This window comes from Streptomyces sp. NPDC002588 (genome assembly GCF_040295925.1).
GTDB lineage: Bacteria > Actinomycetota > Actinomycetes > Streptomycetales > Streptomycetaceae > Streptomyces.
In genome coordinates, this window is the sequence record NZ_JBEOWF010000037.1 from 28,818 (window position 1) to 52,812 (window position 23,995).

The window sequence follows — 23,995 nt, forward strand, 5'->3', positions numbered from 1 at the left end:
CGTCGGTTCAGTGGGAGTGGACGGTGGGCGCGCGGCGCGTGAGTGCGCGCCGCACCCCGGTCCCGGTGAAGGTCAGCGCCGCCGCCGCGACCACGCCCAGCAGGACCAGGCCGAGCGCGTAGGAGCCGTAGGCGCCGTACACCGAGCCCATCAGCAGCGGCGGCACGAAGCCGCCCAGCCCGCCCGCGGCGCCGACGATGCCGGTGACCGATCCGACCTTGTTCGCCGGGGCCAGCAGCGCCACCAGCGCGAACACGGCACCGCTGCCCGCGCCCAGCGCGGCGGCCATGGCCAGGAAGGCGATCGTGCCCACCGGCGCCAGGCCGGGCGTGAAGGACTGCGCGAGCGCCCCTGTCAGCACCACGCCCAGTGCTCCGGCCAGCACCCGCACCGGGCCGATGCGGTCCGAGAGCCAGCCGCCCATCGGCCGCATCGCCACCGCGAGCAGCACGAAGCCGGCCATCCGGTTGGCGGCGTCGGCCTGGGTGAGGCCGTAGCCGGTCTTGAGATAGGTGGGCAGGTAGACGGAGAAGGCGACGTAGCCGCCGAACGCCACCGCGTACAGGGCGGACGCCTGCCAGGTGACGCCGAGACGCAGGGTGGCGGCGAGACGCCGGCCCAGGGGTTCGGTCGGCACGGTGCGTCCAGGGGCGTCCCGCAGCACCAGCGCCGCCACGACCGCGTAGGCCGCGAGGACACCCGCCGTGATCAGGAAGGGATTCGCCATACCGTGCGCGTCGACCAGTTTCACGGTGGTCAGGGCGCTGATGGCGGTGCCGCCCATGCCCATGCCGAAGACGCCGATGGCCAGACCCCGTCGCGCGGGCGGGAACCAGGCGCTCACGAAGGGCACGCCCACAGCGAAGGCGGTGCCGCCGATGCCGAGGAAGAACCCGCCGGCCAGCAGCGCTGTGAGCGAGGAGTGGCCGGCGAGACCGAGGTAGAGCACCGGGACGATGGTGACCGCGGAGACGATCGGGAACATGACGCGCCCGCCGAAACGGTCGGTCAGGGCGCCGACCGGGATGCGGCCCAGGGAGCCGACGACGACCGGCACGGCCACCAGCAGCGACTGCTGGAAGGAGGTCAGGTCCAGGGTGTCCTTGAAGCGGGGGCCGAGTGGGCTGAGCAGCGCCCAGGCCCAGAAGTTGACGGCGAAACCGACGGTCGCCAGGGTCAGCATCAGCCAGGCCCGGCCGGGTACCGGGGCACCCGAGGCCGTCCTGCTGCTCTGCGTCGTCGAAGACTGGACCATGCTGTCCGTCCCTTCCCTCTTGCTCACGGTGGTCGTGCGGCGGGGTCGCACGGGGACCGCGGGTCTCTCGACCGCGGATCGGCGCCCCGAAGCGACTGTCCGCCTCGGGACACCGGGGCGGCATGGGCCATGGGTCCCCACCAGAGGGCTGACGGTCCCCGGGGCGGATCGGACACGCCTCTCCCTCGGGCCCGTGCCCGGACGGCGCCCGCGACTCCGTCGAAACCGTGGCTGCGGACGACTGCCGCCGGCCAGCGAAAGTAGGGCCGACCGGCCCTACCCGGCGCCGGGCGACCACCCCCACGATGGCGGGATGCTCGAGAACGACACCTTTCGCACTCTCGGCCGGCAGGAGTGCTTTCGTCTGCTGGCCGAGGTGCCGGTCGGCCGGGTCGTGTACACCAGGCAGGCGCTGCCCGCGGTGCTCCCGGTCAACTTCTCCCTGGACGAGGACGCCTCCGTCCTGCTGTACACGTCGGCCCGCTCCGAACTCGTACAGGCCATCGACGGCGTCGTGGTCGCCTTCGAGGCGGACGAGTTCACCACGGCGACCCGGTCCGGCTGGAGCGTGGTCGTCACCGGCCGGGCCACCGTGGTGACCGACCCCGCCGAGCACGAACGCCTGTCGCTCACCGGCCCGCGTTCCTGGATGCCCGTACAGGACGGCGTCTTCGTACGCATCGAGTCCGAGCTGGTCTCCGGGCGCGAGCTCTCCGGGGCACACAGCGTGCGATGAGCCGCAGCCGACGCGGGCGTCGCCGATGCCTGTCCGGTCGGCCGGGCGCCCGCCGACCGGACAGGCACGGTCATTCGGACGGAGCGTTCCTCACCTCGCCGGAGGCTGCCGACTCGGGTCCCGGCTCGGGACGCGGTGCGGCGTGCACGGCCGCGCGCGGCGTGCGGCCGCCCTCGGGCCCGTAGCCGAACCGGATCAGCAGCTGCGGGCAGCGCCGCTGCCGTGGTCCGCCCATCGCCGCCCGCAGATCCATCCATTCCATCGCCTGGTGCAGCATCGAGGTGCGCACGCCGTACGAGGTCGCGGTGAGCAGCACGTGCTGCAGCGCCTGGCCGGCCCGCAGCCAGTCCTCCCGCCGGTCCCACGCCGTCCACAACAGCGCTGCCTGCGCGTGGCGTTCGAAGTGCAGGGCGGGCAGACGCGGCACGGGCAGCCGTCCGGTGAAGTCCCGCATCGGTATCCGCCCGGACGCGTCCAGGGCCCCCACGGCGGTCACCGGGATGCCGTAGCGGGAGTCATGTCCCGGGGCGGTGAGGCAGCCGCGCGCCTCGGCCGTGCGGCCGGGGTGGGACGCGTTGCGGACCTCGCCCGCCTGGGTCAACTGCAGCAGGCGCCGGGTCCCCACGATGTCCGGAACCTCCAGGTGCGCGCCCTCCGCCCGTGCCGCGCCGATCATCTCCGTCACTGTCGTTTCCGGTACGGGGCGGCCGGTGAACGGCATCCGGCTGGTATGACGCCGTTCGATGGCCTCGTACAGGTGCCGCAGAGACGCCGGTCCGTCCGCGGCGGGGCCGGCCAGTTGCACGGTGGCCAGCAGATCGGGATCGTCCGTGCCGGGCAGCAGCCGGACGACCGGATCCCAGCCCAGGTGCGCCGCGGCCACCCGGAGGTTGAAGACGGCCGCGCCCACCGACAGGTGCAGGGCGCGCAGATCCGGATCTGTCATCGGCAGCTGCCGTCCGGGGTCGGCGCGGACCTGGACCGACCGGCTGTCCGCGTCCAGGCCGAACCGCCAGGGCTGCGTGTTGTGGATCGACGGCGCCGCCACCGCCGCGGCCAGCAGGAACTGGACGGCTGTGGCGTCGACTTCGCGGATCTCCATGACGGCTCTCCTCTGCAAGGCTCTCCCCGTATCGCCCACCCTGCGCCACCGTCTCCGCCCGGGAGAGGGTTGACCGGCCCCTCCCTGCCCGCCATCCGGCCTAGAACCGGCCCGCCGGCCCCTGGGATCTCGGCGATCCGGCCCACGGCGTCCCGGTTGACGTACGCCTGGCGCGAGTTGACCAGGATCGCGGGGAAGCTCCGGCTCACCGCGGGCTGGTGGCGATGTAGGTGCCGTGCCAGGTGTGGTACCAGACCTGGCCGCTGGAAGCGTTGACCGACAGCATGCCGGTGATCTTCCCGGACTTCATGGTGTGCAGGGTGTAATAGCCGGGGTAGGACTCCGGCTCGCCCGTCATCAGTGTGCTGTCGTGGTCATGGAGCCACTGCCGGGCGAGGTTCCGGGCCTTCGCGGCCGAGATGCGGGCCGTGCTTCGGCTGCCGTGGTGCATGCCGTAGTCGGTGTTCCACATCATCGCCGGACCGTACTCGAACTGCACGGCGCCATCCGCGGGGTCGACCAGGGCCTCGGTGGCCGGGTGGCGGTCGGTGGTCTGCAGTTCGGCGTAGAAGTTGCGGGAGAACTGCATGATCTCGCCGACCCGCAGACCGAGCCGGTCGGCGAACACCGTCGCCCGCTGCCGGGCCTGGTCAAGGGTCTTCACCCGGCTGCCGTTGCCCGCAAGCCACCAGGTGCCCGTCATGCCGTGCCCCCGCGAGCCCGGCCCGCCGTTCATCATGCCGTTGTTCCCGTTGTCGCTCCACATGCCGGGGCCCCACCCGCTGGTCGGCCCGGAGGGAGCGGCGGAGATCGCCGGGGCGTGGACGGCGGCTCCGCCGGTGGACGTGTTGCCGTTCCCGCCGCAGCCGCCGACGGCCACGGTGCCCGCCAGGGCCAGAACCACCACGCCAGTGGCATGCACCCGCCTGCGGATCATGGTCATCGCCTCCGGGACTGGTCCCCGTGGCCGCGGACCGCGGCCGCCGGTGTCTCTGCTTGCCAGCCTTCCGCGGGCGGCCGGCGATCCCCAGGGCCATTGGGCCCGCACCCGGCGACGACCGGCCCACACCGGCGTCCCACCCTGCTCGCCGTCCATACCTGCCTCGCTCCGCGCGATGATCTCCTGAGGGCCCTAAGGGCTGTCCCGTAATCCCCGGTCGCGCGCCCGCCGGGGATTACGGGACAGCCCTTGGGCCTCGCCGGGTCTCGTGCGTGTGCGGGTTCGTGTCTCAGGCCGTCGGCCGAGAACCGGAGGCCGACCGGGGCCGGCGCGCGGCGTGCGGTGCCGCGACCGGTGTGGCCCGTCGCCGGTAGACCAGGTAGGGCCGGGCGAGATATCCGACGGGGGCGCTCCACACGTGTACCAGCCGGGTGAAGGGCCACGCGGCGAAGAGGAGGCAGGCGCTCAGGGCGTGCAGCTGGAACAGCAGCGGTGCGCCGGCGATCGCCTCCGGTTTCGGCTGGAGCACGAACAGGGCGCGGAACCAGACCGATACCGTGGCGCGGTAGTCGTAGCCGCCTCCGAAGACGTTGTGCGTGGCGGTCGCGGAGATGCCCAGCAGGACGGTGGCGGACAGGAGCGGGAAGAGGACCTTGTCGCTGCGGTCGGTACCGAGGCGGATCCGACGGGTCAGCAGCCGGCGGGCGCACAGCATGCCCAGCCCGGTGACCATGGCGGCGCCCGCCACCGATCCCGCCCAGACGGCCGTGGCGTGGTACGCGTGCTCGGAGATGCCCGCGGCCTCGGTCCACGAGTCGGGGACGGCGAGCCCGACGACATGCCCGGCGATCACCATGAAGGCGCCCAGGTGGAAGAGCGGGCTGCCCCAGCGCAGCCAGCGGTGTTCGAGGAGCTGGCTGGTGTGGGTGGTCCAGCCGAACTGGTCCTGCCGGTAGCGCCAGATGTGCCCGACCACGAAGACGGCGAGGCAGATGTAGGGGATGGCGACCCACAGCAGAAGGTCGGTGCCGCTCGCCGGCGCGGCGGCCGACGGGGAGAGGAATGCGGCGTTCATCGGGTGCCTTCCGTACGGGTGGCGGTCGGGGCGGCGGGCGGTACCTGGGTCGCGGGGGCGGGCATCGGGGGCACGAAGGTGCCCGGCGGCGCGAACTCCCCTTGTCCGTAGGTCCCGTAGGGATCGAGGCCGACCTCCTCGTTCGGCGGGCCCTCGGCGACCAGCAGGGCGACGGCCGCACGGTCCGCGTCGGTGGGCGGCGGCAGCAGGGTGAGCAGCGCGGCCAGTACGTGCCGGTACGGGGAGTTAGCGTCGGTCAGCGCCCGGTGGATCAACTCCAGCCCCCGCCGGTGCTGACGCAGCGGTGCCTCGCCGCCACCCGGTCCCGCCAGGGCGGCGAACTCCAGCACGACCGGCAGATGATCGGGGAGTTCACCCGCGGCGGTGTCCCAGCCCGCGGCTCGGTAGCGCTGGTTCAGGGTGAGCAGGGCCATGCCCCGGCGACGGGTGTCACCGTGCAGGTAGTAGGTCAGGTAGAGGCTGCTCTTGCGCCGCAGGTCGAACATCTCGACGTAGTGGCGCTCCAGTGCTTCGGGTTCCTGGGCGCTGAGCCAGGTGGTGTGGGCGGCCAGGTGCCCGGCTGCGGGCGAGGGCGGCAGTGCCTCGACTGCGGCCGTCAACTCCGGTCGAGCGGAGGCGAGTTCGGCATCCGGGTACTGCAGCAGCAGCGAGCACAGCCGCAGCAGCAGGGCGCGTGCCTCGGCTTCCTCCGGGGTGAGCCGGGCCCGTCTGCGTACGGCCGCCCGGACTCGGGTGCGGACCAGGGCGGGAATCGTTGCGGGCAGCGGGCTCACGGGCGGCCTCCGGCAGGGGCTTCGGGCGCACGGCGGCGCAGGGTGGGGATGCCGAGCATCACCCGTCGGCCCCCGGCGTCCGCCGGGCCGCCGGACGATTCGACCGGGCAGCGGTTCTCCATCGCGGTCAGCGCCGCCGCGTCCTCCTTGTGGGCGGCGGGGACGACGTAGCGATCCTGGTACTTGGCGACGGCGAGCAGCCGGTGCAGGTCCTCCGCCTCGCGGGCGGTGAGGCCGACGGCCTTGAGCACGGCCTCGTCGCCGGCCTCGCCGAGGGTGAGCTCGCGCATGTACGAGCGCAGTGCGGTGAGTTTCATCAGCACCCCGGCGACGACATCGGTGTCACCGGCGGTGAACAGCTCCGCCAGGTACTCCAGCGGGATGCGCAGCCGGGTGACAGCGGCGAAGACGTGGTCGGGGTCGTCCTGGTCGCCGCCCGCCGCGTCCACTGCGTCCAGGACGGGCGAGAGCGGGGGCACGTACCAGACCATGGGCAGTGTGCGGTACTCCGGGTGCAGCGGCAGCGCCACCTTGTAGCGCGTGACCAGGTCGTACACGGGTGAGCGGCGGGCGGCGTCCAGCCAGTCCTCGGGGATGCCGGACCGCCGTGCGGCCGCGATGACGTCGGGATCGCGCGGGTCGAGGAAGACGCCGCGCTGGGCGTCCAGCAGGTCGTGCTCCTCCGGGGTGGCCGCTGCCTCACCGACGCGGTCGGCGTCGTACAGCAGCAGCCCGAGGTAGCGCAGCCGGCCGACGCAGGTTTCGGAGCAGACGGTGGGCTGCCCGGCCTCGATGCGCGGGAAGCAGAAGGTGCACTTCTCGGCCTTGCCGGTCGCGTGGTTGACGTACACCTTCTTGTACGGGCAGGCCGTCACGCACATGCGCCAGCCGCGGCAGCGGTCCTGGTCGACGAGGACGATGCCGTCCTCGACGCGCTTGTACATCGCGCCGGACGGACAGGCGGAGACGCAGGCGGGGTTGAGGCAGTGCTCGCACAGACGGGGCAGATGGAAGAGGAAGGTCTGCTCGAACTCGAACCTGACCTTCTCGGCCCATTCCCCGGTGAGGTTGGGGTCGCCGCCGGCGTTCTCGGGTGCGCCGCCGAGGCCGTCCTCCCAGTTGGCGCCCCAGGTGATGGCGGTGGGTTTGCCGGTGAGGACCGAGCGGGGGCGGGCGACGGGGACGTCCGGGCCGGCCGGGGCGCTGACGAGGTTGTCGTAGTCGTAGGTGACCGGCTCGTAGTAGTCCTCGATGCTCGGCAGGTCCGGGTTGGAGAACAGCGAGAGGAGGCGCTTCAGCCGGCCTCCGGAGCGCAGGACGAGCCGGCCGCGCTTGTCGAGCATCCAGCCGCCCTTCCAGTGCTCCTGGTCCTCGTAGCGGCGCGGGTAGCCGACGCCGGGCTTGGTCTCGACGTTGTTGAACCAGGCGTACTCGAGGCCGGTCCGGTTGGTCCACGTCTGTTTGCAGGTGACCGAGCAGGTGTGGCAGCCGATGCACTTGTCGAGGTTCATCACCATCGCGATCTGCGCCATCACCCGTCCGACAGTGACTCCGTCACTGGGCATGTCAGTACTCCACTTCCTGGCTGCGGCGGCGGATGACGGTGACCTCGTCGCGCTGGTTGCCGGTGGGGCCGTAGTAGTTGAAGGCGTAGGTGAACTGGGCGTAGCCGCCCGCGAGATGGGTGGGCTTGAGCAGGAGCCGGGTCAGGGAGTTGTGGATGCCGCCCCGCTTGCCGCTGACCTCGGTCTTCGGCACGTTCACGTTGCGGTCCTGGGCGTGGTACATGTACACGGTGCCCTCGGGCATCCGGTGCGTGACCACCGCGCGGGCGGCGACGACCCCGTTGCGGTTGTACGCCTCGATCCACTCGTTGTCCTTCACGCCGATCTTCTCGGCGTCGGCGGTGGACATCCAGATCACGGGGCCGCCGCGGGACAGCGCCAGCATGTGGGCGTTGTCCTGGTAGTTCGAGTGGATGGACCACTTCGAGTGCGGGGTCAGATAGCGGACCGTCACCTCGGCACGTCCATCGTGCAGGTGCTGATCGCCGTAGTGCCGAGGTGTGTTCAACGGAGGCCGGTAGACCGGGAGTTGTTCGCCGAGTTCGGTCATCCAGTCGTGCTGGACGAAGAAGTGCTGGCGACCGGTGAGTGTGTGCCAGGGCTTCTTGTGCTCGGTGTTGATGACGAACGGTGAGTAGCGGCGACCGCCCGTCTCGCTGCCGGACCACTCGTACGAGGTCATCACGGCGCGCGGCTGTGCGCGGGTGTCGGCGAAGGTGATCCGCTCCGCCTCGCGCTCCGAGGCAAGTTCCACCAGTCCCTCGCTGCCGGTCTGCCGCTGCAGTTCCCGGAACCCCTCGGTGGCCAGCCGCCCGTTGGTGGTGCCGGACAGGGCCAGGATCGCCTCACACATGTCGGAGGCGGTGGCCAGGGAGGGCCGGCCGGCGGCGATCCCGTCGCGGACGGTTCCGCAGCGGTGGCCGAGCTCGTCCAGCTCCTGGTTCGGGTGGACGGTGACGCCCTTGGTGGTGGTGCCCAGGGTGTCCAGCAGCGGGCCGACGGCACGCATCTTCTGCGCGGTCGCGGCGTAGTCCCGTTCGATGACGACGAGCTTCGGCATGGTCCGGCCGGGGACCGGCTCGCACTCGCCGGCCTTCCAGTCCCGTACGACCCCGCCCGGCTGTGCGAGTTCGTCCGGCGTGTCGTGCAGCAGCGGCACGGCGAGAACGTCGGTGCGGGTGCCGAGGTGTTCGCCTGCCAGTTCGCTGAACCTGTCGGCGATGGTCAGGAAGGTGTCGTAGTCGGTTCGTGCCTGCCAGGGCGGGGCGATGGCGGGGGTGAAGGCGTGCACGAAGGGGTGCATGTCCGTGCTGGACAGGTCGTCCTTCTCGTACCAGGTGGCCGCCGGGAGGACGACGTCGGAGAACAGGCTGGTGGAGGTCATCCGGAAGTCCATGGTGACCAGCAGATCGAGCTTGCCCTCCGGGGCCTGCTCGCGCCACACCACCTCCTTCGGACGCCCTTCGGGCGGGGTCTCCTCGGAGCGGACCGCGGCGTCCGTACCGAGGAGGTGGCGCAGGAAGTACTCGTTGCCCTTGCCGGAGGAGCCGAGCAGGTTGGCCCGCCACACGGTCAGCACGCGCGGGAAGTTGGCCGGGTCGTCGGGATCCTCGGCCGCGAACCGCAGCCTGCCGGACTTCAGTTCGTCGACGATGTGCTCGGCGACGGGGCGTCCCTGGGCGGCGGCCTCGTCGGTCAGGTCCAACGGGTTGCGGTTGAAGCCGGGGTGGCCGGGCGTCCAGCCGAGCCGTACCGCCTGTGCGAGCGTGTCCGCGAACCCCTTCCCCTTGAATCGGCCTTCACCGAGCGGGGACGCCAACTCGTCGGGGCCGAACGCCTCGTAACGCCACTGGTCGGAGTTCAGGTACCAGTACGAGGTGCCGGCCATGTGCCGGGTGGGCCGCTGCCAGTCGAAGGCGAACGCGAGATGCTGCAGGCCGGTGACGGGGCGGACCTTCTCCTGTCCGACGTAGTGCGCCCAGCCGCCGCCGTTGACGCCCTGGCAGCCGGTCATCGTGGTCAGCGCCAGGAAGGCACGGTAGATGGTGTCGGAGTGGAACCAGTGGTTGGTGCCAGCCCCCATCGCGATCATCGAACGGCCCTGGGTGCGCTCGGCGTTGCGGGCGAACTCCCGGGCGATGCGCGCCGCCTGCCCGGCCGGGACGGACGTGATCGTCTCCTGCCAGGCCGGCGTGTACGGCTCGGCCGCGTCGTCGTACGAGGTGGGCCAGGCGCCCGGCAGGCCGGGGCGCGCGACGCCGTACTGCGCCAGCATCAGATCGAAGACCGTGGTGACCAGGCGCCCGCCGATCCGGCGTACGGGCACCCCGCGCACCATGACCGAGCCGCCCTCGGTGGTGCCCTCGTCGAAGCGGGGCAGCGCGATCTCGGCGGTCTCCTCGGCCCGCTCGAACAGGCTCAACTCGGCCACGACGTCGCCCAGGTCGAGATTCCAGCGGCCTTGCTCGGCCTGTCCCCAGCGGAAGCCGAGCGAGCCGTTCGGCACGACCGGTTCACCGGTGGCCGAGTCGAGGAGGACCGTCTTGGACTCGGCGTGTTCCGTGTCGTGTCCGAGGTCGGCGGCGGTCAGGAACCCGTCCGGGACCAGGCCGTGGGCGTGCTCGCGCAGGGCCACCAGGAACGGGGCGTCGGTGAACGTACGCAGGTAGTCGCGGAAGTAGGGCACTTCGCGGTCCACCAGGAACTCGCGCAGGATCACGTGGCCCATGGCCATCGCGAGCGCCCCGTCCGTGCCCGGGTGCGGGGCCAGCCACTCGTCGGCGTGCTTGACGTTGTCGGCGTAGTCGGGACTGACGGCGACGACCTTGGTGCCGTTGTAGCGGGTCTCGGTGAGGAAGTGCGCGTCCGGCGTGCGGGTCACGGGGATGTTGGAACCCCACATGATCAGATAGCCCGCGTTCCACCAGTCCGCCGCCTCCGGCACGTCGGTCTGGTCACCGAAGACCTGCGGCGAGGCGATCGGCAGATCCGCGTACCAGTCGTAGAAGGAGAGCAGGGTGCCGCCGATCAGCGACATGAAGCGGGCGCCGGCCGCGAACGAGGCCATCGACATGGCCGGGATCGGGGAGAAGCCGGCGACGCGGTCGGGGCCGTAGGCCTTGACGGTGTGCACATGGGCGGCGGCGACGAGCTCGCTCACCTCGTCCCAGTCGGCACGCACCAGGCCGCCCTTGCCACGGGCCCGCTTGTAGGCCCGCGCCTTCGCCGGGTCGGAGGTGATCTCGGCCCAGGCGGCCACCGGGTCGCCGAGTCGCTTGCGGGCCTCGCGCCACAGCTTCAGCAGTGCGCCGCGCACATACGGGTAGCGGACCCGGCTGGGAGAGTACGTGTACCAGGAGAACGAGGCGCCGCGCGGGCAGCCGCGCGGCTCGTACTCGGGGCAGTCCGCGCCGATGGACGGGTAGTCGGTGGCCTGATGCTCCCAGGTGATGATGCCGTCTTTGACGTACACCATCCACGAACAGGAACCCGTGCAGTTGACCCCGTGCGTGGAACGCACCACCTTGTCGTGCGCCCACCGGTCCCGGTAGAAGCCCTCCCACTTGGCGTCGGCCTCGCCGAACACGGCGCGCCCGTCGGCCGACACCTCACGGCGCGTGAGAAGTCTGCGTGCTGCCAGCGGCCAGCCTTCACCGCCGCGCGACTGCCGCCGTCGTGCGTTCTGCTCGTTCTCCATGGTGAGGAACGCTAGAGCCGCAGGCAGTGGCGCACCTGGGGCCGGCGGTCCCTGCCGGATGACCTTCCGGCCCCATCCGGCCGGCCGCAACAGGGACCAATGGCCCCGGTACCGGGGCCCGGTCGGCGCGGGACTGGGCAGCGCCGGGCGTGCATGCTGGACACTGATCGAACCGCAGAGGCCGGCTCATCCGTACGACCGCATTCCGTGCCTGCCAGGCAGCCAACTCCCCCGTCCCTGGCCGCCGCAGGTCCAGCGCGTACGGCGCGCGGCGCCCGGTTCGGTCGGGCGTCCGGCCGTCACCGCGGCCGGACGCCGCATCCCGCACCCCGACCGCTCCGACCGCTCCGACCTGCGGCAAACGAACAGGAGGGCGGCGGGCGCGGTGGACTCAGTGGAAGCAGAGGCAGAACGGATGGCCGGCCGGGTCCGCGTAGACCCGCCAGTTGGCCTCCGGGCGGAGCTGGTCCGTCCGCTCCAGCACGGTCGCGCCGAGAGCGAGCGCCCGCTTCTCCTCTCCGTCGAGATCGTCCACGTCGAAGTCCAGGTGGAGCTGCTGCGGGCGCTCCTGGCCGGGCCATTCGGGCGGTTGGTAGCCGTCCACCCGCTGGCAGGCCAGCGATGTGCCCTCGAACCCGTGCACCTCGACCCAGTCGGGCTCCTCAGGATCCGCGATCACCCGGCCGCCGAGCAGATCCGCGTAGAACTCGGCGAGCCGTACCGGATCAGCGCAGTCCAGCGCGACGGCCTGCAGCTTTCGAATCACTTCCGACACTCCTCGCTCTTCGGCCGCTTCCGCGACGCCCCACTTACGGGAGGGGGCGTACCCGCCATCGCGGCGGGCATGCCCGGCGGCTCGCCGGACCGCCGCCCGTACGGCGCACGCGCGTCACCCGACCGTCTTCGTCGGCTCCGCCTCCGACGGCGTGTGCAGGTCGAGGCTGCCGCGCAGACTCACCGGCTTCAGCAGGACGGCCGCGACGACGGCCAGGACGGCCGCGGCCGCCGACAGGAGGAAGACCTGCGCGGTCGCGTCGCCGTAGGCGACGTGGACGTCCTGACCCCGCGCGATCTGGTCGTGGACCCGGCGGGCCAGTACCGCCCCCAGAACCGAGACGCCGATCGTGCCGCCGAGGGAGCGGAAGAAGGACACCGTGGAACTGGCCGCCCCTATGTCCTTCAACGGAACGGTGTTCTGCACGGCGAGCACGAAGTTCTGCAGTGTCATACCGACCCCCATCCCGACACACAGCATCGCCGCGCCCAGGAAGGTCATGGGTGTCTCGTGGTCGATCGTGCCGAGGCCCGCGAGTCCGGCGGTGAGGAGGACGGCACCCGCGATGACGAAGGGTTTGATCTTCCCGGTCCGGCTGATCAACCGTCCGGCGACCGTCGAGGCGATCAGAATGCCGGCCATCATGGGGATCGTCATCAGGCCGGCCTCGGTCGGGCTGTGACCGCGGCTCAGCTGGAAGTACTGACTGAGAAACACCGCGGCGCCGAACATGGCCGTCCCGACGGCGAGGCTGCCGAGAATCGCCAGGGCGGTCGTGCGCTGCTTGACGATCCCGAGCGGTACGACGGGCTCGGGAGCCCGCGACTCCACCCACAGGGCCACGGCGATCAGGGCCAGCCCGCCGGCCACCATGACGGCGGTCTGCCACGAGGCCCAGGCGAAGGAGTCGTCGACGAACGACACCCAGACCAGCAGCACACTGACGCCGGCGGCGATCAGGGTGGCTCCCAGGTAGTCGATCCGCACGTTCTCCCGGCGGACGACGGGGAGGTTCAGCGTCCGCTGAAGCAGGTGGAGCGCGACGACGGCGATCGGGACGCCGATGAAGAAGCACCACCGCCAGCCCAGCCACGAGGTGTCGACGATGACACCGCCGAGCAGCGGCCCGCCGATGGTGGAGGTCGCCGTGACACTGCTCAGGTAGCCGCTGTAACGGCCGCGCTCCCGCGGCGGGATCATGGCCGCGAGGGCGATCTGGACGAGCGCCTGCACGCCTCCCACGCCGACGCCCTGGAGGGCCCGCGCGGCTATGAGCTGGCCGGCGCTCTGGCTGACCCCGGAGGCCACGGCACCCAGTACGAAGACGGCGATGGCGGCCTGCACGAGGGTCTTCTTGCTGAAGAGGTCGGCGAGTTTGCCCCAGATCGGGGTCGTCGCCGTGGTGGTGAGCAGGGTGGCCGTGACCACCCAGGTGTACTGGGTCTGCGATCCGTGCACAGCCCCGATGATCTTCGGCAGCGCGCTCGAGACCACCGTGCTGCTGAGGGTCGAGACGAAGAGTGCGAGGAGCAGGCCGCTGAGCGCCTTCAGCACCTGGCGGCGGGCTGTCTGCGAAAGGGCCGCGGGACTCGGCTCGTTCACTGCGGTGCTCATCGGACGGGCCCCCAAGCCACTGGTTCGCCATACACGGCGTATAGCGACATCGCTTCACCATACACCGCGTATAGTGAAACCACGTTGCGCCGGGAGAGACTGGACGCATGCAACCGACACCCCGCAGGAACCTGCGCGAAGAGCAGAAGTCCCTGACGCACCGCCGACTGCTCGACGCGGCCGTCGAGGTGTTCTGCGAGAAGCCCTTCCTCGACGCGAGGATGGAGGACATCGCACAGGCCGCCGGGGTGACACGGGCCACGGTCTACGCGCACTTCCCCGGCAAGGCCGAGATCGTCGACGCACTCGTGGAGCGCGTGTACGACCTGATGGAAGAGGCGTACGCCGACCTGACCGCGCTGCCGCGATGGACCCGGGCCGGTATCCGGACCTGGCTCGACGGCGCCGAGGCCCGCTGGCGGGAGGTGGCACCCATCCGCCGAGTCGCCAACGCGGCGTCCCCGGCCGCGCTCCGCAGCCTCGGCGACGGCCGCACGCAGTACATCAAGGCGCACGAGCGCTACGTCGGCATGCTCGTCGGGCAGCCCGAACGCTGGCGAGGCGTCCCCCCTGCGGAGGCCCGCCAACGAGCCCTCATGGCCGTCCTGCAGACCGAGTCGTTCTTCTCCGCATGGATCGCCGTCGGCTGGCCGCTGGAGACCGCCGACCCCCTCCACCTGCTGGCCGACTCCCTCTGCCACCTCCTCGCGCCGGCACTGGAGAACGACAGCGCACACGACTGACACCGGCCGGCGACTCACCGCATCCTGTGCCCCTGGTCACACCGGCATCACCTTCTGCCATTTACTAGGACGTCCTACTATCTTCTCGGTCACCGACGCGCCTTCTTCGAAGACCGCGGCCAGTACCGCCGCAGCGTCCGACCCAATGGAGAGGACCCCACATGGATCCCGTCACCCGCCTCGGCGTCGTCGGCTGCGGCCTCATGGGCTCCGGCATCGCCGAAGTCGCCGCCCGCAACGGCATCGACGTCCGCGTCGCCGAGGCCACGCCCGACGCGGTCGAGGCAGGCCGCCGCCGTATCACCGCCTCCCTCGACCGGGGCGTACGACGCGGCAAAGTCAGCGAGGAGCAGCGCGAGCAGACCCTCGCACGGCTCTCCTACACCCACGACCTCGCCGATCTGGCCGACCGCCAGTTCGTCGTCGAGGCGGTCGCCGAGAACCGCGACATCAAGACCGACGTCCTGCGCGCCCTGGACAAGGCGGTCGAGGATCCCTCGGCGGTCCTGGCCACCAACACGTCCTCGATCCCCATCGTCGACCTCGCCGTCGCCACCGGGCGGCCCGGGCAGGTCATCGGCATGCACTTCTTCAACCCCGTGCCCGTGCAGCGACTGGTCGAGGTCATCCCCGCCCTCACCACCAGCGAGGAGACCGTGCGGCGCACCCGCGACTTCGCGGGACAGCTGGACAAAGAGGCCGTCCAGGCGGCCGACCGCTCCGGCTTCGTCGTCAACGCGCTCCTCGTCCCCTATCTGCTCAGCGCGGTCCGCATGGTGGAGTCGGGCTCCGCGCGGCCCGACGACATCGACCGCGGTATGGAACTCGGCTGCGCCCACCCCATGGGCCCGCTGCGCCTGCTCGACCTCATCGGCCTCGACACCGCCCAGGCCGTCGCCGAGTCCATGTACGAGGAGTTCAAGGAACCGCTGTACGCCCCGCCCGCACTTCTGCGCCGCATGGTCGCCGCGGGCCACCTCGGGCGGAAGAACGGCCGAGGCTTCTACACCTACGACTCCTGAGCTCCGGCGCAGGAGCCGGACGGCGGCCCCGTCCTCGGTCAGCCGTCGTCCTCGTCGCTCATGACCGGCGCGCCTGTCATACCCGGCGAACAGCCGCACGAGAAATCAGTCGTCGTTTCCGGGGTTCTCGCTCGGCAGGAACGTCTGGCGTGCCCAGAGGCTCAGCAGCGCCATTCCCCCGACCAGCAGCGGCACCGGGTCACGATCAGGAGGAGTCAACACATATCCCAGCGCCGTGACCGTGCAGACCGTCAGGGGAATGAACGCCGCCGCACCCTCCATCCCCCATCGCAACGTCGGTTGAGCAGTGCCCAGGACGCTCGCCCCGCCGGGCACCCAGGGGCTGACGGCGACCACCAGCAGGCCCGCGGTGGTGCAGGTGTCGACCAGCCGACAGGACATCACCTCGGGGCTGTGCGCGCCGACCGTCCACAGTCGCAGGGTGTCGCCGATCAGCATGAGGGACAGCCCGACGATCCCCACCCACAGGGTGACTCTCCGGTCGCTCCGCACGAGACGGCGCAGGGCGAACAGAAAACTGAGGAACACGACCTCCGCGGTCCACAGGACACCGATCATCCCCGTCCCCAGCCGCCAGCCGTCACCGGCCCCCCGCAGCAGTACCCATCCCGCCATGAGCACGGCCCCCGCTGTGACGACCCCGTCGAGCACGCGCCGCAGCAACACGTGCCGGCCCTTGCCGGCATCGGCCGCGACCACCAGACCGGCCAGTCCCAGGCCGACCGCCAGCGTCACTCCGGTGACCAGCACCGAACCGAGCAGCGATCGCCCGTCCCGTCCCGAACCCGGAGGGCGAGCCGACAGCACGTTGACCGCCCCCCGGTACACACCCCCGGCCACCGCCGAACCCCCCAACAGCAGCAGCCGCGTCCGCACTCGTCCACTCGCCCCCCACGCACGGAGCACCAGGGAGGCCGCCAACCCCCAGCAACCGGTGGACGGCCCGAAAGCCACCATCCGCGCCACCGTGCTCCCGGCCAACCACGGCCCGCCGAGAGTCAGAGCCGTTCCCACGAGATAGGCCACGGCCGCCGCGCCCCACGCCCACGCCCACGCACCGGTCCGATGGCAGCGGCCGGCCCGGACCCCGCGCGCGTCCGGCGACTTCCCCAACCCCGCCATCAGGTGCGCCTTTCCCTCGGTCCCCCGCCCGCAGGGCCTTTCCCGCAGCCCCCGGATCCACTCAGAGACCGTAGAAGACTCGCCACCCGCCCCGAACCGAACACTCGGCTCTTTCACTCGTACTGCGTAAGGGAAGAAAGAGCACCGGACGTCCGGCAGTATGCCCCTGTGCCCCTCATCCCCTTTCCCGGAACCAATGACCGCGCCGTCGAACCGGCACGGATCCGTCTGGCGGCTGCCGGGGCCGCGGTGGTGACCGTCGGCGCGGGGCTGGGCCTTCGGGCGGTGGCCTCGGGAAGCCTGGCCAAGTACGGCGGAGACGCGCTGTACACCGTCCTGCTTCTCGCCCTCGTCGTTCTGGTGGCGCCAGGCGTAAAACCCCTGACGGCCGCCGGAAGCGCACTGGCCGTCAGTTGGGGGGTCGAGTTCCTGCAGCTCAGCGAGGTGACTGCGGAGCTGTCCGGGCGCAGCGCCGTCATCCGCCTCGTGCTCGGTTCCACCTTCAATCCACCCGACCTGTTCTGGTACACGGTCGGTGCGGCAGCGGGCTGGCTCGTCCACACGGCGGTGGGCGCGAGGAGCGGTGAACGGCGTCGGACGGGCGAGGCCGAGGGGTGAACGGCCTCACCGGTTGTCCGGTTGCCGGCCGAGCCGGCGCGTCACGCACCGTCATGCCGACGGCAGGCTCCCGTGTGCCGGGCCTGCCGATCAGCCGGGGTCGCCGACGCCGTCGTCTCGCAGAAGCAGCGCGAGCAGCCCGGGAAAGCGCTCCTCGAACTCCTCGCGGCGCAGGCGGTTGACCCGCTTCGGGCCCTCGTCGCGCTGTTCCACCAGGCCGGCGCCGCGCAGGACCGAGAAGTGGTGGCTGAGCGCGGCCTTGCCGACGGGCACGTCGAAGCTGCCGCAGCTGCGCGTCCAGTCGGCGGAGCCCGCCAGCTCGCGGATCAGCTTGATGCGCACGGGGTCGGAGACCGCGGACAGCGCTGTGAGCACGGACACCTCCTTGGGATCCGTGTGCACCGGCGCCGCGCGGTGACCACCGCCCGCAACCTCCTTCGACATGCCCCTCCCGTCGTCACGCGTTTCCCGGCGGAACGGCTTGTGGAGCGTCCCGGCAGGTTGTCGAGTGTTCGACGGATATCTTACACTCCCGGTGTTCGATTTCCGTTGAACACTCATCGAAGGGTGCGGTGATCCGTCATGCGTGCAGTGGAGTTCCAGGAGTACGGCGGCCCCGAGGTGCTGCGGGTCGTCCGGGCCGAGATCCCCGAGCCCGGGCCGGGCCAGGTCAGCGTCGACGCCGCCTACGTCGGCGTGAACTTCGCCGACCTCAAGGCGCGTGCCGAGGGCTACCGGGTCCAGTCGCTGCCGTTCCGCCCGGGTCTGGAGGTCTCCGGCCGGATCCGGGCCGTCGGCGACGGCGTCCAGGGGCTGCGCCCGGGGCAGGAGGTCGCCGCGCTCGTCGGCGGCGGGGCCTACGCGGAGGTGGTCGTCGCCGACGCGGTCACCGTCTTCCCGCTTCCCGAGGGACTGGACCTGCGCACCGCGGCCACCCTGCCCACCGTGGTGCCGACCGCGCACGCCCTGCTCCACGAGGTCGGGCGGCTGCGGGCCGGGGAGACCGTGCTGGTGCAGGGCGCGGCGGGCGGCATCGGCACGGTGGCCGGGCAACTGGCCCGTGCCGCGGGCGCCGGCGCGGTGTACGGCGTGGTGTCCTCGCCGGCCAAGGCCGAGCACGCGCTCAAGCACGGCTACGACGAGGTGTTCACCGGCGACGCCTTCGCCGACGAGGTCCGCCGCGCCACCGACGGCAAGGGAGTCGACCTGGTGCTCGACCCGGTGGGCGGCGACACCCTGCGCCGCGGCCTCGCCGCGCTGGCCGTCTTCGGACGCCTGGTGTCCTTCGGCAACGCGAGCGGGGCCGAGCCGTGGCACGTCGGGCAGCCCGAACTGTACGCGCGGGGCCGTTCGGTGGGCGGCTTCTCCATCCTGACCCTCGCCCGGTCCGCGCCCGACGCACTGCGCGCCCTCGCCGAGCGCGCCTTCCGTACGGTCTCCGACGGCACCGTGCGCCTTCCGGTCACCGCGGAGTTCCCCTTGGCGGAGGCGGCCGACGCCCATCGCCTGATGGGCGGGCGCACGTCGACGGGGAAGCTGCTGCTGCGCGTGACCGACTGACAGCAGCAGCCGCCGCGGGCGGACACCGGGCGCCGCTCCCTCTCCCACGGAGATCCATCGGAAGAGACGCGACCGGCAGGTCAGCCGTGGTAGTTGATGTATCCGTTGCCGTCGGCGTCGTTGGCGCGCTTGGTGTAGGAGTGCACGTCGGCGCGGGCTCCGGTCGGCTTGATCAGGTAGATGGTGTCCTTGTCGTTGTTCCAGATGAAGTTGCAGTTCTGGCGGTAGACGACGTTGCCGGCGTCGGAGTCGGTGCCCCGGCCGCCGCGCAGCTTGACGTAGTCGCCGGGCTCGAGCTTGTGGCCGGCGGTGAAGGTGAACTTGTTGCCCGCCGCGTCCTTGACGACATAGCCCTTGAGGTTCACGGTCGCGGTGCGCGAGTAGTTCTTGATCGTCAGGTACTCGTCCTTGGTGTTGCCGCCGGAGCACCGGTTGGAGTCCCGGCCCGGGGCGTCGTACTGAACGCCCTTGACCTTCAGCGCGGACGAGTACTCGGTTGCCTGGGCCGGGCCGGCGGCCAGCACCGCGAGCACGCCTGCCGCGGCGGCCGCGGACAGGACGTGGCGTATACGGGTGTGCACGAGGATTCCCCCCTCAATCGTACGATCGGAGCGCCTGGAGCATACCGAATGTGATCACGACATGTTCCTGATGTGTCCATTCGGTGAAGGCGTCCGTGTGTGCGGAAGAGGTTGAACGTCCAGGAGTGCCGTGCGGGCCGTCGGCCGGGAGACTCAGGTGAGGTCGGCCGGTGACTTGCCGACGTCCGCGAGGGTGGCCGGCTTGCCGTAGTCGCCCTTGTACTTGTAGGCGGGGGCGTCACAGCGGTAGGGACCGTCGGTCGGCTTGAAGTCTGCCGCCTGCCAGCCCTTCGCCGTCGCCGTGACGATGGAGTAGCACTTCGGCGGGACGTCCTTCCTGCTCAGGTCGGCCGGTGCCTGCAGCCCGCCGCCCGTCCAGGCGGTCTGCTTGACGGCGTTGTCGTAGACGCACTTGCGGGTGAGCGTGGCGCAGTCGCGGGCCGACGTGGCGAACAGCAGCCAGGCGGAGAAGGCGCGCAGCACCGGGTAGGTGACCTGCTTTCCGGGCGCGTACTTCTTGAACAGGTCGATGACCTGCTGGGTGGCCGGGTTGTCGGCGGCGCTCTCCAGCGGTGCGGTGGCGGACAGTTCGGCGTAGTTGTGCTGCTCGGCCAGGGCCGGCCCGGCGAGCTGGAGGAAGGCGGGGCCGTAGGCGTTGCTGTTGGCGTCGATCCAGTCGGGGGTGTAGCCGATGTTGGTGAGGGCCTGCTCCAGTTTGGCGAGGCTCGCGAAGTCGCCCAGGAACATGAGTCCCTTGACGCCCTTGCTCTTGATCGTCTGGGCGTACGGCGTCCAGTCGGCGACGCCGGTCGCCGGGTAGAGGTCGGTGTAGGAGACCTTTCCGCCGAGGCCCACGACGGCCTCCTTGTACTGGGCGGAGAGCACCTTGCTGACCGGGCTGTCGCCGGCGATGATCCCGACCTTCTGCGCCGAGTCGGGGTATTTGTCCTTCAGTAGCCATGTGTAGTAGCCGGCGTAGGGGAAGTAGCCGACGGCCGAGCCCGTGGCCAGGGCCTGGAGGTCGGAGCCGACGGCCTGGGTGGACTGGGCGGGGAAGTCGGGCAGCAGACACTTCAGGCGGTCCGCCACGCCCAGGCCGTCCAGTGCCGCGCCGCCGCCGACGAGCGCGAAGTCGGACTTGCAGGCCGCCAGGACGCCCTGGCGGACCTGGGTGAGCGCGGTGTCATGGGTGACGGGAGTGATCTTGCGGCCGTTGACGCCGCCGGCGGCGTTGCACCAGGAGGTGAACACCTTGGCGGCGTCCGGGAATTCGCTGTTCTTGGTGAAGCCGACGTCGGACAGGACGCCGACCTGGATGTCCTTGGCGGTGACGCCCTGGACGGTCGAGGACCCGGCGGTGCCGGGTCCGCACACGTTCTTCAGGGTGCCGAAGTCGGCCTGGGCCGGGGACGACGCGCCCGCGGCGGGGGTCGCGCTCGTTCCGTCCGCGGTGTCGTCGCCGGACCTGGTGGAGCAGCCGGCCAGCAGCACCGCGACCGCGGTGACCGTGCCGATGAGCAGTCTGCGCAACGTGCCTCCTCGGGGAGCTCGGACGTCGTCGTCCGAGGGAGGTTGGGACTGCGGGGCACGGTGACCGCACCGCTCGTCCCGGGGGGCGAGCACAAGGTCTCCTCGACCTGAGTGGAAATCGACCGCCTCGCGAGGCGGAAACTACATTCTCTATTTACGCGAGGCAAGTACTCCAGCAAGAGAATGTGACCCTCGTCGGGCCGGTCCGCACCCCGCTCGGCCCCGGCGGGCGGCTCCCCCGCCCCCGCCCCGACCGCCCTCACCCCAAGGAGCGGAGGTCATCCCCCGGCGAAGTAGTGCCCCTCGTCGAGGTCGGCGACGAGCTCAGGGTGGACCGGCTCCCAGTCCAGCAGTTGCCGGGTGCGCGCACTGGTCCACCGGGCGTCGAGCGACATGAACGGGGCGAACGCCTTGAAGTGGTCCGCGGCCCGCTCGGCCGGGATGCTCACGGCCGGGACACCCAGATGGCGGCCGATGGCCTCGGCGATCTCGCGCACCGTGACGCCGTCTTCGGCCGTCGCGTACAACTGCGCCCCGGCCGGCGCCTTCTCCAGCGCCAGCCGGTAGAGACGGCCGACGTCCAGGGCGTGCACGGCGGGCCAGCGGTTGGCGCCCTCGCCGACGTAACCGGACACGCCCGCGCCCCGGGCGATCCGGATCAGGGTCGGGATGAAGCCGCCCCTGTCCCGCGGACTGTGCACGACCGGCGGGATCGCGACGAGCAGGGACCGGACGCCGCGTTCGGCGAACCCGGCGATCGCGCGCCCGACGGCGGACCGGGGGTTGGGGCTGGGCGGGGCCTCCTCGCCGCCCTCGGTGCGCTGCGCGCCGATCCCGATGAGGGTCTTGCCCGTGCCGGCCAGCGCGTCGCCGAACACCCGCACCACGGCCAGGTCGGCGGCCGCCGCGCCGGCGAGGTCTCCCGCGAACACGGCGTCGTGGTCGAACGCGAGATGGACGACGCCGTCGACGTCGGCCACGGCCTCGCGCAGACCGTCCAGGTCGCCGAGGTCGCCATGGCGCACCTCGGCGCCCAGGGCCTTGACCGCGGCGGCCGACGCCTCGGACCGGGCGAGGCCCACGACCTGGTGTCCGGCCCGGATCAGTTCGGGGACGACGGCCGAACCTATGTGACCGCCGGCGCCGGTGACGAAGACACGCATGAGGAACTCCTGTGGGAACACCCCGTCCGGGGAAGGGGTGAAGTGATGTGACTTGGTACCGTCACCGTAGCAGTGCGACGGTACCAAGTCACATCACCTATGCTGTGGCCCATGGGGCGATGGGAACCGAACGCGCGGCTGCGGCTGGTGCGGGCAGCACTCGACCTGTTCACGGAACAGGGCTACGACACCACCACGGTCAACGAGATCGCCGAGCGCGCCGGCCTGACCAAGACCACGTTCTTCCGGCACTTCCCCGACAAGCGGGAGGTGCTGTTCGCCGGTCAGGCCACGCACAGCCGGCTGCTCGCCGAGGCCGTCGCGGCGGCACCCGGCTCGGCCACACCGCTCGAGGCGGTCACCGCCGCCCTCGACGCGATCTCGGCCACCTTCACCTCCGACCACCGCGAGTTCGCGGCCCGGCTCCAGGAGGTCGTCGCCGGCAACAGCGAGTTGCAGGAGCGCGCCGCGCACAAGCGCGCGGGCATGGCCGCGGCCATGAGGGAAGCGCTCATCGGACGGGACGTACCGGAGCCGACCGCGACGCTCGCCGCCGAGCTCGGAGTCCTCGCTTTCTTCCGCGCCTTCGCCCGCTGGAGCGATCCCGCCGACCAGCGCACCATCACGGACCTCGCCCGCCGGGAACTCGACGGGCTCCGAGCGGCGACCGGCACGCTCGGCTGACGCCCCCTAAGGGCGGACGCGGCTCCCGTCCTGCAGCGCGGCGACCACTCCGCCGTCGACCAGGATGTCGACGCCCGTGAGGAAGGACGCCTCGTCCGAGAGCAGGAAGGCGACCACGGCGGCGAGTTCCTCGGGGCGGCCCTCCCGGCCCAGCGGAGTCCGCGCCACGAGCGCCTTCATCGAGGGCTGGTTCGCCGCCTCCTGCCGGCCCTGCGGGGTGGCGACGATACCGGGCGACACCGAGCACACCCGGGCGCCGACGGGTCCGACGCGCACCGCCTCGCGCTGCACGAACCGCTGCACTCCGCGCTTGGCCCACGAGTAGGCGACCCCCGAGTCCTCGACGGACGGCCCCACGGCGTCGCGCAGCCGGTCGAGGAAGCCCGCGTCGAGCGGTTCGCCGAGCGCCGCCTCCGCCGCCGGGTTCGGTTCCTGCGGTCCGAGCATCGCCGACATCGAGCTGAAGCAGACCATCGCCGTCCCCGCGGTGAGCAGCGGTCGGAGCGCCTCGGCCAGCATCACCGTGCCCACCAGGTCGACCATGAGGACGCGGCGCCAGTCGGCCATGGTGGGTGAGATGCCGGCCGCGTGCGCGACGGCGCGCAGCACGCCGAGTTCGCGGGCCCGGCGGGCGAGTCCGGCGAGTCCGACGCCATCGGTGATGTCCAGCGGGAAGGGCTCCACCACCGCCGCGCACCCCGAGGCCGACAGTTCGTGAGCGGCGGCGGCCACCCCCGCCCGGTCCCGGTCGACCAGCAGCAGCCGGTCGACCGTGCCGGTCAGCCGGCGCGCACACTCGAATCCCATGCCACGGCCCGCACCGGTCACGATGCCCACGGTCGTCATGCGCGCCTCCTCCTTCAGGACGGTTTCCTGCCGGTGGCCCAGTACCGCTCCAGGACCGGCCGGAGCGCCCGGGTCACGAGTTCGACGCGCAGTCCGGTCGGGCCGCGGTGGAAGGCCCAGTGCGCGGTGCCGTCGGGCCGTACGCCGAGGGCTTCCCGCACATGGCCGCGCCGCGCGAGTTCTTCGGAGTCCGCGCCCACGTCGTCGGACCAGTACCCGAGGTGATGGACACCGGAGTCGGCGGCCTGCCAGAGGGTCCCCGGGACACTGCGGACGAGCTCGATCCTGGGCACGGACATCGAGTACGTGGACCTGAGGTCGAGCACGGTCTCACCGGCCGGGAGGACGACGTGCGCCGGTGCGCCGATCTCCTCGCACCACTCGTAGCCGGACACGGCCGTCAGTTCGGCCGCGGCGGCCGCGACGTCGTCGACCACGAGACCCACGTGGAACTGATCCGCTGCTTCCATAGGAGAGGCTTCCTTCTCGCTGAGCGGAAACTACGTTCTCTAGTACAGAAACGGGATTCTGGCACGCGTGGCCGGGAAACAC

Annotated in this window: 22 protein-coding genes; 6 read left to right on the top strand and 16 right to left on the bottom strand. The window is 71.4% G+C overall.

The genetic code is table 11. The features are described from left to right. Window positions 1-7: 7 nt before the first annotated feature. Entirely contained in the window at window positions 8-1,255 is a 1,248-nt protein-coding gene (locus tag ABT057_RS34355) for a nitrate/nitrite transporter (RefSeq protein WP_352347661.1), read from the bottom strand. Window positions 1,256-1,568: 313 nt separating this feature from the next. On the opposite strand from ABT057_RS34355, the gene ABT057_RS34360 reads away from it, so the two are divergent. Beyond that, window positions 1,569-1,991 carry a pyridoxamine 5'-phosphate oxidase family protein gene (locus ABT057_RS34360; protein ID WP_352347663.1) on the top strand — a complete coding sequence of 141 codons (423 nt, stop codon included), beginning with the start codon at window positions 1,569-1,571 and terminating at the stop codon, window positions 1,989-1,991. A gap of 70 nt (window positions 1,992-2,061) precedes the next feature. On the opposite strand, the gene ABT057_RS34365 is transcribed toward ABT057_RS34360, so the two are convergent. From ABT057_RS34365 to ABT057_RS34400, 8 genes are all read right to left on the bottom strand, one after another. Next, complete coding sequence (locus tag ABT057_RS34365) at window positions 2,062-3,093, bottom strand: Acg family FMN-binding oxidoreductase (RefSeq protein WP_352347664.1); 1,032 nt, start codon at window positions 3,091-3,093, stop codon at window positions 2,062-2,064. A gap of 205 nt (window positions 3,094-3,298) precedes the next feature. Further along, the gene (locus tag ABT057_RS34370) at window positions 3,299-4,000 is read right to left on the bottom strand and encodes a hypothetical protein (RefSeq protein ID WP_352347666.1); all 702 of its coding nucleotides are present in this window, start codon (window positions 3,998-4,000) and stop codon (window positions 3,299-3,301) included. 322 nt (window positions 4,001-4,322) lie between these two features. Next, complete coding sequence (gene narI, locus ABT057_RS34375; RefSeq protein ID WP_352347668.1) at window positions 4,323-5,108, bottom strand: respiratory nitrate reductase subunit gamma; 786 nt, start codon at window positions 5,106-5,108, stop codon at window positions 4,323-4,325. Continuing rightward, window positions 5,105-5,902 carry a nitrate reductase molybdenum cofactor assembly chaperone gene (narJ, locus tag ABT057_RS34380; protein ID WP_352347670.1) on the bottom strand — a complete coding sequence of 266 codons (798 nt, stop codon included), beginning with the start codon at window positions 5,900-5,902 and terminating at the stop codon, window positions 5,105-5,107. The genes narI and narJ overlap by 4 nt, the downstream gene beginning before the upstream one ends. Continuing rightward, window positions 5,899-7,467, bottom strand: a complete 1,569-nt coding sequence (narH, locus tag ABT057_RS34385; RefSeq protein WP_352347672.1) for a nitrate reductase subunit beta — start codon at window positions 7,465-7,467, stop codon at window positions 5,899-5,901. Before narH ends, narJ begins: the two co-directional genes overlap by 4 nt. Before the next feature lies 1 nt (window position 7,468). Beyond that, a complete protein-coding gene (locus ABT057_RS34390) occupies window positions 7,469-11,164 on the bottom strand; it encodes a nitrate reductase subunit alpha (protein ID WP_352347674.1) in 3,696 nt (1,231 codons plus the stop codon). A gap of 391 nt (window positions 11,165-11,555) precedes the next feature. Beyond that, a complete protein-coding gene (locus ABT057_RS34395) occupies window positions 11,556-11,930 on the bottom strand; it encodes a VOC family protein (RefSeq protein WP_352347676.1) in 375 nt (124 codons plus the stop codon). A gap of 123 nt (window positions 11,931-12,053) precedes the next feature. Then, window positions 12,054-13,553: an MFS transporter gene (locus tag ABT057_RS34400; RefSeq protein WP_352347678.1), complete on the bottom strand. Its 1,500-nt coding sequence runs from the start codon at window positions 13,551-13,553 to the stop codon at window positions 12,054-12,056. A gap of 107 nt (window positions 13,554-13,660) precedes the next feature. Between ABT057_RS34400 and ABT057_RS34405 the strand changes: the two genes are divergently transcribed. Together ABT057_RS34405 and ABT057_RS34410 are read left to right on the top strand one after the other, a co-directional pair. Beyond that, window positions 13,661-14,296 carry a TetR/AcrR family transcriptional regulator gene (locus ABT057_RS34405; protein ID WP_352347680.1) on the top strand — a complete coding sequence of 212 codons (636 nt, stop codon included), beginning with the start codon at window positions 13,661-13,663 and terminating at the stop codon, window positions 14,294-14,296. Between the two features lie 161 nt (window positions 14,297-14,457). After that, window positions 14,458-15,318, top strand: a complete 861-nt coding sequence (locus ABT057_RS34410; protein ID WP_352347682.1) for a 3-hydroxybutyryl-CoA dehydrogenase — start codon at window positions 14,458-14,460, stop codon at window positions 15,316-15,318. Between the two features lie 105 nt (window positions 15,319-15,423). Here ABT057_RS34410 and ABT057_RS34415 read toward each other — a convergent pair whose 3' ends face one another. Beyond that, window positions 15,424-16,215 (bottom strand): hypothetical protein, encoded by a 792-nt coding sequence (locus tag ABT057_RS34415; RefSeq protein WP_352347684.1) that lies wholly within the window; start codon window positions 16,213-16,215, stop codon window positions 15,424-15,426. Between the two features lie 414 nt (window positions 16,216-16,629). Here ABT057_RS34415 and ABT057_RS34420 point away from each other — a divergent pair, with 414 nt between their 5' ends. Beyond that, the gene (locus ABT057_RS34420) at window positions 16,630-17,079 is read left to right on the top strand and encodes a ribosomal maturation YjgA family protein (protein WP_502974012.1); all 450 of its coding nucleotides are present in this window, start codon (window positions 16,630-16,632) and stop codon (window positions 17,077-17,079) included. Between the two features lie 90 nt (window positions 17,080-17,169). Here the strand turns inward: ABT057_RS34420 and ABT057_RS34425 are convergent, their stop codons facing one another. After that, window positions 17,170-17,523 carry an ArsR/SmtB family transcription factor gene (locus tag ABT057_RS34425; RefSeq protein ID WP_352347686.1) on the bottom strand — a complete coding sequence of 118 codons (354 nt, stop codon included), beginning with the start codon at window positions 17,521-17,523 and terminating at the stop codon, window positions 17,170-17,172. 138 nt (window positions 17,524-17,661) lie between these two features. Here ABT057_RS34425 and ABT057_RS34430 point away from each other — a divergent pair, with 138 nt between their 5' ends. Continuing rightward, window positions 17,662-18,639: a quinone oxidoreductase family protein gene (locus ABT057_RS34430; RefSeq protein ID WP_352347688.1), complete on the top strand. Its 978-nt coding sequence runs from the start codon at window positions 17,662-17,664 to the stop codon at window positions 18,637-18,639. 80 nt (window positions 18,640-18,719) lie between these two features. Here ABT057_RS34430 and ABT057_RS34435 read toward each other — a convergent pair whose 3' ends face one another. The 3 genes from ABT057_RS34435 to ABT057_RS34445 form a co-directional block, all read right to left on the bottom strand. Next, the gene (locus tag ABT057_RS34435) at window positions 18,720-19,220 is read right to left on the bottom strand and encodes a lamin tail domain-containing protein (protein ID WP_352347690.1); all 501 of its coding nucleotides are present in this window, start codon (window positions 19,218-19,220) and stop codon (window positions 18,720-18,722) included. A 153-nt stretch (window positions 19,221-19,373) separates the two neighbouring features. Beyond that, a complete protein-coding gene (locus tag ABT057_RS34440) occupies window positions 19,374-20,750 on the bottom strand; it encodes an ABC transporter substrate-binding protein (RefSeq protein WP_352347692.1) in 1,377 nt (458 codons plus the stop codon). A gap of 278 nt (window positions 20,751-21,028) precedes the next feature. Beyond that, a complete protein-coding gene (locus ABT057_RS34445; protein WP_352347694.1) occupies window positions 21,029-21,913 on the bottom strand; it encodes an SDR family oxidoreductase in 885 nt (294 codons plus the stop codon). A gap of 111 nt (window positions 21,914-22,024) precedes the next feature. Here ABT057_RS34445 and ABT057_RS34450 point away from each other — a divergent pair, with 111 nt between their 5' ends. Next, window positions 22,025-22,597, top strand: coding sequence for a TetR/AcrR family transcriptional regulator (locus ABT057_RS34450; protein ID WP_352347696.1), 573 nt, complete (start codon window positions 22,025-22,027; stop codon window positions 22,595-22,597). Between the two features lie 6 nt (window positions 22,598-22,603). Here ABT057_RS34450 and ABT057_RS34455 read toward each other — a convergent pair whose 3' ends face one another. Together ABT057_RS34455 and ABT057_RS34460 are read right to left on the bottom strand one after the other, a co-directional pair. Beyond that, on the bottom strand, window positions 22,604-23,443 hold the full coding sequence (locus tag ABT057_RS34455; protein WP_352347698.1) for an SDR family oxidoreductase: 840 nt from the start codon (window positions 23,441-23,443) through the stop codon (window positions 22,604-22,606). A gap of 14 nt (window positions 23,444-23,457) precedes the next feature. Next, a complete protein-coding gene (locus ABT057_RS34460; protein ID WP_352347700.1) occupies window positions 23,458-23,913 on the bottom strand; it encodes a VOC family protein in 456 nt (151 codons plus the stop codon). Window positions 23,914-23,995: the final 82 nt, after the last annotated feature.